Raw genomic sequence first — 13,370 nt, 5'->3', positions numbered from 1 at the left:
GCTATAGCTGGCGGGTGATCACCTGCACCAGCAGGCTGCTCGTCGCCACCGCGATCCATACGCCCAGGCCCAGCAGGATCGGGCGCGGGCCGCTGGCGATCATCCTGCGCAGGTTCGCCGACAGGCCGATGGCGGCAAGCGCCACCACGATCAGGAATTCTGCGGCCAGGTGCAGGTCGGGCTGGATCGCGGTGGGAACCAGTCCCGCCGTGCGCAGCGCCGACGCCACCAGAAACCACAGGATGAACCAGGGAAAGATGCGCAGCAGGCTGAACTGGCTGGCCGACCCGTCCAGCCGGCGCTGTCGCCGCGCGCGGACGGCCGCTACCAGCGCCAGCAGCAGGCACACCGGGATGATCAGCGTGGCGCGGGTCAGCTTCACGATGGTGGCGTAGTCGCCTGCGGCCTTGCTGAAACTGTAGCCGGCGGCGACCACCGACGAGGTGTCGTTGATGGCGGTGCCGGCCCACAGGCCAAAGCCCAGGTCGCCCATGTGCATCAGGTGGCCGAGCAGCGGAAACAACAGCACGGCCACGATGTTGAACAGGAAAATGGTGGAGATCGCGTACGCCGTGTCGTGTTCATCCGGCTGGATGATCGGTGTCACCGCGGCGATCGCCGAGGCGCCGCAGATGGCCGTCCCCACGCCGACGAGGATCTTCAGTTTGTCGTGCACGCCGAGCCAGCGGCCCAGCAGCCACGCACTGAAGAAGGCCACGCTCAGGGTGACCACGGTGACCGAAAGCGAACGCATTCCGGTCGCCACCACCTGATCGAGACTCAGCCCGAAGCCGAGCGCGATGATCGACGCCTGCAGCACGGTGGTGCTGGCAAACGCGATGCCCGGGACAAACCGCGCGTCAGGCGCCAACACGCTGCGCACGAGCAAGCCCAGCACCATGCCGAACACCGGCCCGCCGATCAGCGGCAGGCAGCGACCCAGCAGCAGCGCAATCACGGCGACCGCCACCGCCAGCGCCAGGCCGGGCAGAACAGTGCGTGGATGCGTGGGTGCAAAAGCGGTGGCGTGCATGGGGATTCCGTGGGAACCCGTGCATTGTGGTCGCCGCCGGCGATCAACAAAATTTCGAATATTTGATGTGGCGTATAAGATGGAATGATGATCAACATCAGCCCGCGGCAACTCGAAGTCTTCGTGCAGGTGGCCTTGCACGGCAGCGTGCGCATTGCCGCCGAACGCCTGCACCTGACCCAGCCGGCCGCCAGCATGGCGTTGGCCGAAATGGAGCGACAGCTCGGCTCACCCGTATTCGCCCGCGAGCGCGGGCGCCTGCGCCTCAACACCCGCGGCCGCGAATTGTTGCCGCTGGCGCAGGAACTGCTGGAACGCCACGCCGACTTCGCGCGCCGCGGCGGCGAAGGCGTGGAGCTGAGTGGCGAGCTGCGCATCGGCGCCAGCAACAGCGTGGGCAATTATCGGGTGGGTGAACTGCTGGGCGATTTCGTGCGCGCTCACCCGCAGGTGGCCGTGCGCCTGCGCGTGGGCAACACCGCCACGATCGCCGCCGGCGTGATCGACCACAGCCTCGACGTGGGCTGCGTCGAGGGCCCGGTGACACATCCCTCGCTGGAGATACGCCCTTGGCGCGATGACCGGCTGGTTGTGTGCGCGCCGCCGGACCATCCGTTGGCGCGCAAGCGTGGATTGAAGCCCGCCGATTTCGTGGGCGCTCGCTGGGTGCTGCGCGAACCGGGCTCGGCCACCCGTGCCACCAGCGAGCGCGTGCTCTCGCAATTGCCGCCCGGCGAAACCGTGCTGGAGCTGGATCAGATCGAAGCGATCAAGCAGGCCGTGGCGGCGGGACTGGGCATCGCCTGCCTGCCCGAGGTGGCGCTGACCGACGCGCTGGCTACTGGCCGGCTGAAGGCGCTGAAAACCCCGTTCCTCGACTTGCGCCGCAAACTGTCGCTGTTGCTGCACAAGGAAAAATACCGCGGCGCCTTGCTGGATGCATTTCTGCGCGACGCCGCCACCGGCCGCTGAAGCACTCCCGCTGCTTTTTCGGGGGGCAGCTTCTGTGGGAGCGACTTCAGTCGCGATGCTCCTGCTCTTTCGCCCCTCTCCCGCTTGCGGGAGAGGGGTTGGGGAGAGGGTACCGAACACCGAAGAAAAGCGTCGCGACTGAAGTCGCTCCTACAGGTCTCAGGCAGTGGCGTCGCTGATCTCGGCCATCGGTACCGCAGGCGCCGCGTTGACGACGAGGTGATGAGTCCCAGATCAACGTGTCCGTTGAAGCTGGGCCGGCTCAACCTGGCCTCGTTCCTGGCCGCGTTCTTGCGGATGGGAACGCAAGGGAGTGCTTCCGCATCTAAGCCTTCAGGGGCGTGGAGAAAGCCGTGGCTGAGGGTGGGCGTTGCTTACCCGGGAGAGCTGGCACGGCCCTGGGGGAAATGCGTGTTTTCAGAGCAGGGAGTCAGGGGATCATGTCCTATTGTTGGTCGTTGCAGCGCGTCGTGACGCGCCTTTCGTCGTTCATCCGCCGGCCACGTGCCTGGCTGCCGATGATCGCGCTGCTGGCGTTGCTGCCCGGGGTCGCCAGCGCCGCATGCGGTACTCTAAACGTCCCCGACTCGCATACGGTGCCAGCGACTTCGCCGATGGCGTCCGGTGACACGATCACCATTACCCTCGGCAATTTGTGCGACGATTTCGGCCTGAACCCGACCAGCGACGTCACACCGCCTCTGCACGGGACGGCGCTGGTATCGGATCCGCCCGCCGGCATCATCACCTATGCCAACAACGGTGACGGCGCGACCAGCGATTCCTTCGTGGTCAAGGATGCCAGCGGTATTCCCTTCACCGTCAACGTCGCGATCGGGCCCGCCGTCAGCCCGATCACGGTCTCGCCCGGCACACTGCCCATGCCGCACGTGGGCACGGCCTACAGCCAGACACTTACCGCCAATGGCGGCACCGCGCCCTACAGCTACGCCCTGGCCAGCGGCGTCCTGCCGCCGGGCCTGAGCCTGAGCGGCGCCACCATCAGCGGCACGCCGCGGCAGGCCGGCCCGTATTCGGTCTCCATCACCGTGACCGACAACGGCGGCACGACGGGCACCAAGTCCTACACACTCGATGTTCCCGACCCCACACCCGGGATCACCATCGCAGCACCAACCGCCGCCTTCCTGAACTCACCGTACAACCACATCCTGGTCGCCTCGGGTGCACTGGCGCCCTACACCTTCGTGCTCAACAGCGGCACCTTGCCACCGGGCCTGTCGTTGGCCAGCGACGGCACCCTGAGTGGCACGCCAAGCTCGGCAGGCACATTCAGCTTCGCCGTCGTGGCCACCGACAGCAGCCCCAACCTGGCCGGGCTGAATCCAGGCCCCTACTTCAAGGTAATCAACCTCAGCCTGACAGTGCAGAACGTGCCGCCAACCGCCGGGCCGGTCAGCACGACGGTGGCCTACAACAGCACCAACAACCCGATCACGCTGAACATCACCGGTGCACCGGCGACTTCCGTCGCCGTCGCCGCAGCTGCAGTGCACGGCACCGCCACGGCCAGCGGCACCTCGATCACCTACACGCCGACGCCTGGCTATGCCGGACCGGACAGCTTCACCTACACCGCCAGCAACAGTGCAGGCACCTCAAGCCCGGCCACCGTAACCGTCACGGTGTCGCCGCCGACGATCCTCTACACGCCGACCGTGCCACCGCACGCCGTCGCGGGCGCGGCCTATAGCCACTCCATCGCCAATGCCAGCGGCGGCACCGCACCCTATACCTATGCGGTGTCCTCCGGTGTGCCGCCGTCAGGCCTGGCCCTGGCCAGCGATGGCACCATCAGCGGTACGTCCACCGCCGTCGGTACGTTCACGTTCCAGGTCGTGGCAACAGACAACTCGGACGGCACCGGTCCATTCAGTTCGGCGCCGGCCAGCATCACGCTGACCGTCGACGCCCCGACCATCGCACTGGCACCGACTTCCGTGCCCAGTGGCACCGTCAATGCCGTGTACACCCCCCTGCCGATCATCGCGACGGGCGGCACGGCACCGTACACCTACACCGTGGCAGGCACGCTGCCCACCGGCGTCACGCTGTCGAGCAGCGGCGTGTTGAGCGGCACACCGACGCAGGCAGGCTCCTTCCCCATCACCATCACCGCAGCCGACTCCAGCACCGGTCCAGACGCTCCCTACAGTGGCTCGCGGGCGTATACGCTGACCATCATCGGCCCAACCATCAACGTGGCGCCAGCCAGCTTGCCCGGCGCAACCGTGGGTACGGCCTATACCCAGACGGTGTCGGCTTCGGGCGGCACCGCGCCTTACAGCTTTGCCGCCACGGGCAGCATCCCGCCCGGACTGAGCGTCAGCAGCAACGGCACGCTGTCCGGCACGCCGACCATTGCCGGCGACTTCACCTTCAGCATCGTCGCGACCGATGCGCAAAGCTTTACGGGCAACCGCACCTACGTGGTACACGTGGCGGCCATTGCGCCGGATGCGCCGACCATCGGCACCGCCACGGCGGGCGATGCCAGTGCCGTCGTGTCGTTCACCCCGCCGGCAAGCGATGGCGGCACCCCGATCACCGGCTACACCGTGACCTCCAGCCCCGGTGGCATCACCGCCAGTGGCGTGGGCAGCCCGATCACCGTAACCGGCCTGACCAACGGCACCACCTATACCTTCACCGTCACCGCCACCAACTCCGAGGGCACCGGCGCGGTGTCGGCGGCCTCCAACAGCGTGACCCCCAGGGGCGCGCAGACGATCACCTTCAACAACCCGGGAACGCAGAACTTCGGCACCACGCCGACCCTCACCGCCACGGCCACCTCCACCCTCGCGGTGACGTTCACCGCGTCCACTCCCGGCGTGTGCACGATCACCAGCGGCGGCACACTGACGTTCATCGCCGCCGGTACCTGCGTGATCGACGCCGACCAGCCGGGCAACGCTGCCTGGCTGCCCGCGGCGACCGTGACGCAGATCTTCTCCGTCGCTGCGGTCATGCCTGGCGTCCCGACGATCGGCACCGCAACGGCCGGCGACGCCAGTGCCACCGTGTCGTTTATTGCCCCGGCGAGCAGCGGCGGCGATGCGATCACCGGCTACACGGTGACCTCCAGCCCTGGCGCCATCACCGGCAGCGGCACGGCGAGCCCGATCACGGTGACCGGCCTGACCAACGGCACCACCTACACCTTCACCGTCACCGCGACCAACAGCGCCGGCCCCAGCGGCACGTCGGCGCCATCCAACAGCGTCACGCCACAAGGCATCCAGACGATCACCTTCAACAACCCCGGCGCAACGAACTTTGGCACCTCGCCGCAGTTGGTCGCCACCGCCACCTCCACCCTTGCGGTGGCATTCACTTCCACCACGACGGCGGTATGCACGGTGACTTCCACGGGCGTCCTGACCACCGTGTCGCCTGGCACCTGCCGCATCGACGCCAACCAGGCCGGCGACAGTGCCTGGCTGGCCGCACCGGCGGTGACGCAAGCGTTCGCCATCGTGGTGCCAGGTGGGGCGGTCGCGTTCACCACCGGCTCGCCCCTGCCGAACGCCACCGGTGGCGTGGCCTACAGCCAGACCATCGCGGCTGCCGGCGGCGCCACGCCGTACACCTTCACCCTGGTCAGTGGCACCCTGCCTACCGGCATGACGTTCAGCCCCTCGGGCGTGCTGGCGGGTACACCCCTGGCGGGCGGTACGTTCAACTTCACGCTGCGCGTCACCGACACGGCCACCCAGACTGCCGACCAGAGCTATCAGCTGGTCGTCGACGCGCCAGCCATCACCGTGGCGCCTGCGAGCCTGCCGGGCGGCACGGTCGGCCAAACCTATGCACAGAACCTGACCGCGAGTGGTGGCACGGCACCGTACACCTTTGCCGTGACCACAGGCGTGCTGCCCGCCGGCCTCACGCTGAACCCGGCGGGTGCGCTCTCCGGCACGCCGACCACAGCGGGCAGCTTCAACGCGACCGTCACCACGACCGACCAGCACGGCTTCCTCGGGACGCAGAACTACACCATCGTCATCGGTGAGCCCGCGCCAGTAGTGGTTGATGACAGCGCCAACGTGAGCGCCAATGGGACGGCCACGATTGCCGTGACCGGCAACGACAACGGCCCGATCACCGGCATCGCCGTCACCCAGCAGCCGGCACAGGGCACGGCGACCGTCGACGGGCTGAACATCGTCTACACGCCGGCCCACGGCTACTTCGGCGGCGACACGTTCAAGTACACCGCCACCGGCCCCGGGGGAACCTCGGCAGCGGCGACCGTCAGCGTCACGGTCGTTGGCGGTGCGACTCCGGTAGCCGCCGCGCAGAGCACCACGGTACTGGCCGGCCAATCGGTCACGATCCATGCGGCGGCCCATGCGGCCAACGGCCCGTTCACCGCCGCCACCGTGGTGAACGCGCCGACTTCAGGCACCGTGGCGGTGCAGGGCACCGACATCGTCTACACCGCCGACCCTGATGCCGCCGGCACCTTTGGTTTCGACTACACGCTGAGCAACGCCTTCGGCACCTCGGCACCGGCGCACGTCACACTGACGGTCAACCCGCGCCCGGTGGCGCCGGCACTGACGGCGACCGCCACTGCCGGCACCACGGTGCAGGTCGACCTGACGGCGGCAGCGCATGGCGGTCCGTTCACTGCGGCCAAGGTGGTGTCCGTTTCGCCGGTGAATGCGGGTACGGCCACCATCACCGCCACCGACGCCGGCCACTACACGCTGGCGTTTGCTGCGGATCCCGCCTTTGGTGGTGTAGCGCAGATCATCTACACCCTGAGCAACGCGTTCGCCACTTCCGCACCGGGCACGGTGGACGTGACCGTGCAACTGCGCAGCGATCCGTCGAAGGACGCCGAGGTCCTGGGTATGCTGGAAGCGCAGGCCGAAGCCACCCGCCGCTTGGCGATGGGCCAGATCGGCAACTTCCAGCGCCGCCTGGAAAGCCTGCACGGCGGCGGCAGCCACGGCGTCTTCACCAACGGCATCACCATGAACTCGGCCAGCAGCCAGCGGCATGTCGAGACGCCATTCGACGTCGGCATGCGGCAAGGGATGGGTAGCGCCGGCGAGCCATTCCTGGCGCCCACCGACGCCACGGTGACCGACCGTCCGGTCGCCAGCGGCCAGGAAGTGCCCACCGACGACGTGGCCTTCTGGACCGGCGGCGCGGTGAATTTCGGCAAGCTGCAACCCGGCGCGAGCAGCAACGGCATCGACTTCACCACCTCGGGCCTGAGCCTGGGCGCGGACAAGCAGGTGACCGAGGCGCTCACATTGGGCGGAGGCATTGGCTACGGCCATGACGCCTCCGACGTCGGTCGGCACAGTCGCAGCACCGTGGACAGCTACAACGTCGCTGCCTACGGCAGCTATCGGTTCGGCGACTCGGCCTATGTGGATGCGCTGGCCGGTTACCAATGGCTGCAGTTCGACGCACGCCGTTTCGTCACCGACAACGGCAACACCGTGCGCGGCAGCCGCGATGGCAAGCAGTGGTTCGCCTCGCTCGCCGTGGGCTACCAATATCAGGCGGCCCGTCTGCTGCTCACGCCCTATGGCAGGCTGGACGCCGCCCACGCAACGCTCGACGGTTACACCGAGGCCGGTGATGCAGTGTTCGCGCTGAACTACCGGGGCCAAACCGTCAAGACCAGCACGGGCACCCTGGGCCTGCTGGCGCAATGGACGGTCAAGAGTGACTACGGCATGTGGGCACCGCAGCTGCGCGCGGAATTCGGTCACGACATGCAGGGTTCCGGCATCGCGACGATGCATTACGCCGACCTGCTGTCCGGCCCACTGTACCGCGCCACGCTGGCGCGCCAGGCCCGCAACCACACTTTGATGGGCGCTGGCATCACGCTGCAGACGCTGAAAGGCTGGACGTTGCGTGCTGAGTACCAGAATCAACTGGACAGCACGAGCCGCGACAATCAAAGCATCCTGCTGGGCGTGCAGAAGACGCTGTCGCCGCCGTGAGTCGTGTGGCCGACAGCGGTGCAACGCTGCCGGCCATGGACTTGCATTGTCCGAATAGGCGATGCGTTATCTCAAGGGGGGCAGTGAAGCCGAGAGGAGGTCGATGCCCTCTTCGGAAAGGGCGCACTGACCCCGCTGGAGTAGAAACTTCCCCTCTGTCTTTTGTCCAACAGGTCTCAGGCAGTGGCGTCGCTGATCTCGGCCAGCAGGATGGCGACCTGCTCGTGCGTATGCGCGCGCAGCAGGCGCGGCGCGTGATGGCGCAGGGCGCTGCGATCCAGCGTGGCCAGGCGGTCGCGCACCAGCAGGATCTGGCCGGGATGCATGCTGAATTCGCACAGTCCCAGTGCCAGCAGCAGGGCAGTGAAGTTCACGTCGCCGCCGATCTCGCCGCACAAGCTCACCGGTTTGCCGGCCCGCCGGCCGGCGCCGATCACGTGCGACAGCACCCGCAGCAGCGCGGGCTGCAGCGGGCTGTAGATGTTGTCCAGCGCGTCGTTGCCGCGATCGGCGGCGAGTACGTATTGCGCCAGGTCGTTGGTGCCGATGGCCAGGAAGTCGGCGTGCTCGATCAGCGCGCGCACGTTGATCGCCGCGGCGGGCACTTCGATCATCGCGCCCAGCGGAAGCTTCTCGGGCAGGTCGATGTTCTCGCGCTTCAACTCCTGCCGCGCCAGCTTGAACAGCGTGCGCACCGCGATGAGTTCATCGGGCTGGGTCACCATCGGCACCAGCACGCGCACCGGGCCGTAGCAGGCCGCCCGCAGGATGGCGCGGATCTGGGTGGAGAACACCGCCGGATAGCGCAGCGACAAGCGCACGCCGCGCACGCCCAGCGCGGGGTTTTCCTCACCCTGCATCACCAGCCCGGCCGCGTCGGCCTTGTCGGCGCCCAGGTCGAGCGTGCGGATGGTGACGGGCAGGCCGCCCATGCCCAGCACCAGGTCGCGGTAGGCGATGAACTGCTCGTCCTCGGAGGGCAGATCCTTGTGCCGCAGGAACAGGAATTCGGTGCGGTAAAGCCCCACGCCATCGGCGCCGCGGGTGCGCGCCAGCGCCACGTCGGCGGGGCTTTCGGCGTTGGCGAGCAGGCGGATGTCCAGGCCGTCGCGGGTGCGCGTGGGCGCGTTCGCCAGCAACGCCAGGCGACGACCTTCGATCACCGCCTCGCGCTGCCAGGCGCGATAGCGGGCCAGGTCCTGCGCGGTGGGATGCACCACCGCTTCGCCACGCTCGGCATCCAGCAGAAGCAGGTCGTCGTCGTGGATGTGCGACAGCGCGTCGCGCGTGCCCACCAGCATCGGCAGGCCCAGGCTGCGTGCCAGGATCGCGCTGTGCGAATAGGCACTGCCGGAACTGGCGACCACGCCGAGCAGGCCATTGCCGGCCAGCTGCGCCATGTCGGCGGGCGCAATGGAATCGGCAATGAGGATCTCGCCCACCCGCGCGGCCAGCTTGCGCTCCTCCGGGCTGGTCTGCCGCTGCAACGCGGCGATCACCCGGTTGATGACCTGCTCGACGTCTTCCTTGCGGCTGCGCAGGTAGGGGTCGTCCATCGCCTCGAACATCGCCGACAGCTTCTCGCGCTGCTTTTTCAACGCGGCGCCGGCGCGGTAATGGCCCACACGTACCAGTTCGTCCAGCCCGCGCAACAGCTCCGCGTCATCCAGCAGCAGGCTGTGCGCGTCGATGAACTCGTTGACCTCGCGCGCCAGCGCGCCCTGCAACTTGCCGCGCAAGTCGCGCAATTCCTGCCGCGCCATGTCCAGCGCGCGATGCAGGTTCTCCAGCTCGCCTTCGATCTCCTCGTCGGCCAGCGGCCGGGTATCGACGGCGTAACGGCTGGGCTGCACCAGCCGCGCCCGGCCCAACGCCATGCCGCGCGCCGCGATCGTGCCGGGGAGGAGGTGTCTCACTTGGCGCCTCTTGTGACGCCGGGAATGGGGAATGGGGAATGGGGAATCGGAAAAGCGGACAGCCGGGCTTTTGCGGCAAGCAGGGCGCTCGCGCGCACTCCGCTTTCCACCATTCCCGATTCCCTATTCCCGATTCCCCGCATCTCACGCCCCCTCGTCGAATTTGCGCTCGAACAGTTCGGCCACGGCGGCCAGTGCCGCCTCCTCGTCCGGGCCGTCGGCGCGGATGGTCAGCGGCGTGCCCATGCCGGCGGCCAGCATCATCACGCCCATGATGCTCTGCGCGTTGACCTCGCGGCCTCGGTTGACCAGCCATACGGTGGCTTTGAAGCCCTGGACCAGTTGTACCAGCTTGGCCGAGGCGCGGGCGTGCAGGCCGAGCCGGTTCGATACCACGATGTCCTGTTCAAGCATAAATAGGGTTACGCATGATCGATGAAAATTCCTCCGCGGCCGCCGCTGGCCGCGATCTCGGCCAGTTCGTCCAGCGATTTGTCTGCATAGTTGAGTACGCGCAGCAGCATCGGCAGGTTGAGCCCCGACACGCAACGCAAATGGACGCCCAGCGCGCCCAGTGACAGGCCGATGTTGCACGGCGTGGCGCCATAGAGATCGGCCAGCACCAGCACACCATCGCCTTCGTCCAGCTCGCGTGCATGCCGCGCGGTAAGGGTGCGCATCACGTCCGGATCGGCCTGCGGCGGAATCTCCACCGCCATCACCCGCAGCGGAAGTTTCGGCATGACGTGGTGCGTGGCGGAAATCAGCGCATGGCCGACCGCCTCGTGGGTCATCAACAGGACGCCGACGCTCATGCCCGCTGCCCCGCAAGCACGGTGAAGCCTTTATCGGAGGCCGGGGTGATGGCGCTTTGCCGGGACATCGTGATCAATCCAGCTCGCGATGGAAGGTCAACACGCCGTCGCGGCGATGACGGTAATGCGCCGCCAGCTTTTCCACCAGGTACACCGACCGATGGCGCCCGCCGGTGCAGCCGATGGAGATGGTGACGTAGCTGCGGTCGTCCTGCTCGAAGCGCGGCAACCATGCATCCAGCCAGCGCGCGGTGTCCGCGAAATACTCGCCCACCAGGGGTTCGGCCTCGAGGAATTCGCGCACCGGCGCGTCCTTGCCCGACAGTGGCCGCAGGTGCGGCTGCCAGTGCGGGTTGGGCAGGCAGCGCGCGTCGAACACGAAGTCGGAATCCAGCGGCAGGCCGCGCTTGAACGCGAACGACTGGAACATCAGGGTCAGGCCTTCGGTGGCCTGCGCATAGCCGGTGGCCACCAGGCGCCGCAGCTGGTGCACGTTCAGTTCGCTGGAGTCGATGACCTTTTCGGCGATCGCCATCAGTGGCCGCAGCAGGCGACGCTCCTCGGTGATCGCGTCACCCAGCGAACGCCCCCGCGATGCCAGCGGATGGCGGCGACGGGTTTCCGAGTAGCGCTTGATCAGCACCTCGTCGCGGCAATCGATGAAGATCAGGTGCACCTGCACGCCGGCACCGGCCAGCTCGGACAGCACGTTCGGCATCTGCGCGAAATCGACGCCCCGGTTGCGCACGTCCACGCCCACCGCGATGCGCCGATGGTTGCCGCCCTTGCCCTGGATCACCGCGTTCACCAGCGGCGCCACCAGGGTGGTGGGCAGGTTGTCCACGCAGTAGAAATCCAGGTCTTCCAGCGCGCGCAGCGCTACCGTCTTGCCGCCGCCGGAAACGCCGGTGAGCACGATCAGGTGGATCTCGTGCGGGTCGACGAGAGGATTGAGCAGAGGAGTGTTTTCGTCGTTCATGGGTTCACCATGGGGGCAGTCGGTGCATCTGGTGCGCCTGGCGGTCGATGAAGGTCTGTGCCGGGTCGATGCCCTTGCTTTTCAGTGCGTGGTTGCGGACCGCCGCCTCGACCAGCACCGAGAGGTTGCGGCCCGAGGCCACGGGAATGGTGATCATCGGCACCGCTACGTCGAGGATGTTGCGATGGCCGATGTCGCCGGTGATGCGGGTCATGGCGTCCACTTCCTCGCCATCGCGCAGCGGCTTGAGGTGAACGATGAGGCGTAGATATTTGGACGTCTTTACGGCTGTATGGCCGAACATCTCGCGCACGTTCAGAACGCCCAGTCCGCGCACTTCCAGCAGGTCCTGCAGCAATTCGGGGCAGGTGCCGTCGATCACGTCCGGCGCGATGAGGGTGAAGTCGGTGGCGTCGTCGGCCACCAGGCGGTGGCCACGGCTGATCAGTTCCAGCGCCAGCTCGCTCTTGCCCGAGCCTGCCTCGCCGGTGATCAGCACGCCAATGGAAAACACTTCCAGGAACACGCCGTGCAGGGTGGCCTTGGCGGCCAGCATGCGCGCCAGGTGGTATTGCAGGTAGGTCAGCAGTTCGTGGCCGCGCTTGGTGCTGCTCCACAACGGGGTGTTGGTTTCCTCGGCCACTTCGCGCAGGTCCGAAGGCACCGATTGGTCCTTGGTGACGATCAGCGCCACCGGCTGGTGCGCGGCGATCTTGTGGATCACCTCCCAGCGCTGGCGCGAATCCAGTGCATCAAGGAAATTCAGCTCCTCGGTGCCGATGATCTGGATCTTGTTCGGGTAGATGACGTTGAGGTAACCGACCAGCGACGGCCGTCGCGCCTGCGCCACGCCGGGCTCCAGGGCGCGCGATTCGCCACGCATGCCCGACACCCAGCGCAGGGCCATGCGCTCGTAGACGTTGTCGTAGAGTTGGCGCGCGCTGAGCCGATCCAAGCGTATGTCCCTCGCATTCCCGGCCGGGCGAGATGCCGCGTCGGTGAACGGACATTGTGCCAGCTTGGCGGAAACGGCGTCCGGACGGGATGGTTTCCTGGGGCCGATGAGGGCTTCGGCGTGCGCCCCTTTTCGGGGTGAACGGGTGGGGAGCCCGTTGCCTTGCGTTGCCATGATGGAGGGCTGGGCTCGGCGACAACGCGGCGAAGTCGAACCGCGTTGCCGCCGTTTGTTGCGGGTCAGCCGTCGAGGCTCAACCGTACTGGCGTTCCTCGCGCGCCTGGCGCTGATGCTTGTTGCTGACTTTCTGGCGATGTTTGCGCAACTGGTCGACCAGCTTGTCGAACAGCACGTCGATCGAGGCATACATGTCGGCCTCGGCGGCCTCCGCGTGCAAGGTGGCTCCGGTGGTGGTGAGGGTGCCCGAGGCACGCTGTTGCAGCTTGTCCACGGCCAGTACGACGGCCAGGCCGATCAGCTTCTCGTCGAGGCGGGTGAGACGGTCAATCTTGCCGTTGACGTGATCGCGCAAGGCCGGGGTGACTTCAATCTGCTGGCCGCTGAGTTGGAGTTGCATGGGTCGCCTCCTCTGGTGCAGTGCCGCGTTGCGCGGCGGGTGGACATGCCGCGTGGGGCCGGCATGTCTGATGAATCACACTCATGTAGTGGGGACGTTTCGGGCGCGGGCAAGTTCCCCCGCGAGC

General features: G+C 67.2%; 9 protein-coding genes. 2 read left to right on the top strand and 7 right to left on the bottom strand.

Annotated elements, in window-relative coordinates:
* Position 1: 1 nt before the first annotated feature.
* Entirely contained in the window at positions 2–1,033 is a 1,032-nt protein-coding gene (locus ASD22_RS08175) for a putative sulfate exporter family transporter (RefSeq protein WP_056081609.1), read from the bottom strand.
* A gap of 87 nt (positions 1,034–1,120) precedes the next feature.
* On the opposite strand from ASD22_RS08175, the gene ASD22_RS08170 reads away from it, so the two are divergent.
* Together ASD22_RS08170 and ASD22_RS08165 are read left to right on the top strand one after the other, a co-directional pair.
* Complete coding sequence (locus tag ASD22_RS08170) at positions 1,121–2,005, top strand: LysR family transcriptional regulator (protein WP_056084002.1); 885 nt, start codon at positions 1,121–1,123, stop codon at positions 2,003–2,005.
* Positions 2,006–2,445: 440 nt separating this feature from the next.
* Positions 2,446–8,001: a putative Ig domain-containing protein gene (locus tag ASD22_RS08165; protein WP_082520189.1), complete on the top strand. Its 5,556-nt coding sequence runs from the start codon at positions 2,446–2,448 to the stop codon at positions 7,999–8,001.
* A gap of 176 nt (positions 8,002–8,177) precedes the next feature.
* Here ASD22_RS08165 and ptsP read toward each other — a convergent pair whose 3' ends face one another.
* The 6 genes from ptsP to raiA all read right to left on the bottom strand — a co-directional run bounded on the left by ptsP (position 8,178) and on the right by raiA (position 13,243).
* Positions 8,178–9,917 (bottom strand): phosphoenolpyruvate--protein phosphotransferase, encoded by a 1,740-nt coding sequence (gene ptsP / locus ASD22_RS08160; protein WP_056081604.1) that lies wholly within the window; start codon positions 9,915–9,917, stop codon positions 8,178–8,180.
* Positions 9,918–10,061: 144 nt separating this feature from the next.
* Positions 10,062–10,331 (bottom strand): HPr family phosphocarrier protein, encoded by a 270-nt coding sequence (locus tag ASD22_RS08155; RefSeq protein WP_056081601.1) that lies wholly within the window; start codon positions 10,329–10,331, stop codon positions 10,062–10,064.
* Between the two features lie 8 nt (positions 10,332–10,339).
* Entirely contained in the window at positions 10,340–10,732 is a 393-nt protein-coding gene (locus ASD22_RS08150; protein ID WP_007082602.1) for a PTS fructose transporter subunit IIA, read from the bottom strand.
* Positions 10,733–10,805: 73 nt separating this feature from the next.
* Complete coding sequence (gene rapZ / locus ASD22_RS08145; protein WP_056081598.1) at positions 10,806–11,711, bottom strand: RNase adapter RapZ; 906 nt, start codon at positions 11,709–11,711, stop codon at positions 10,806–10,808.
* 4 nt (positions 11,712–11,715) lie between these two features.
* Positions 11,716–12,618 carry an HPr(Ser) kinase/phosphatase gene (gene hprK, locus ASD22_RS08140; protein ID WP_235577630.1) on the bottom strand — a complete coding sequence of 301 codons (903 nt, stop codon included), beginning with the start codon at positions 12,616–12,618 and terminating at the stop codon, positions 11,716–11,718.
* Positions 12,619–12,919: 301 nt separating this feature from the next.
* Positions 12,920–13,243, bottom strand: a complete 324-nt coding sequence (gene raiA, locus ASD22_RS08135) for a ribosome-associated translation inhibitor RaiA (protein ID WP_056081593.1) — start codon at positions 13,241–13,243, stop codon at positions 12,920–12,922.
* Positions 13,244–13,370 lie beyond the last annotated feature (127 nt).

The organism is Rhodanobacter sp. Root480 (assembly GCF_001426645.1).
GTDB classification, from domain to species: Bacteria; Pseudomonadota; Gammaproteobacteria; order Xanthomonadales; family Rhodanobacteraceae; genus Rhodanobacter; species Rhodanobacter ginsenosidimutans.
The sequence above is the reverse complement of the archived record's forward strand: the minus strand, read 5'-3'. Positions and strand labels throughout refer to the sequence as shown.

What these genes read in the sequence shown, in the direction of transcription:
- ASD22_RS08175 (WP_056081609.1), bottom strand. Translation starts at nt 1,033, where the DNA reads ATGCACGCCACCGCTTTTGCACCCACGCATCCACGCACTGTTCTGCCC.
- ASD22_RS08170 (WP_056084002.1), top strand. Translation starts at nt 1,121, where the DNA reads ATGATCAACATCAGCCCGCGGCAACTCGAAGTCTTCGTGCAGGTGGCC.
- ASD22_RS08165 (WP_082520189.1), top strand. Translation starts at nt 2,446, where the DNA reads ATGTCCTATTGTTGGTCGTTGCAGCGCGTCGTGACGCGCCTTTCGTCG.
- ASD22_RS08155 (WP_056081601.1), bottom strand. Translation starts at nt 10,331, where the DNA reads ATGCTTGAACAGGACATCGTGGTATCGAACCGGCTCGGCCTGCACGCC.
- ASD22_RS08150 (WP_007082602.1), bottom strand. Translation starts at nt 10,732, where the DNA reads ATGAGCGTCGGCGTCCTGTTGATGACCCACGAGGCGGTCGGCCATGCG.
- rapZ (WP_056081598.1), bottom strand. Translation starts at nt 11,711, where the DNA reads ATGAACGACGAAAACACTCCTCTGCTCAATCCTCTCGTCGACCCGCAC.
- hprK (WP_235577630.1), bottom strand. Translation starts at nt 12,618, where the DNA reads ATGGCCCTGCGCTGGGTGTCGGGCATGCGTGGCGAATCGCGCGCCCTG.
- raiA (WP_056081593.1), bottom strand. Translation starts at nt 13,243, where the DNA reads ATGCAACTCCAACTCAGCGGCCAGCAGATTGAAGTCACCCCGGCCTTG.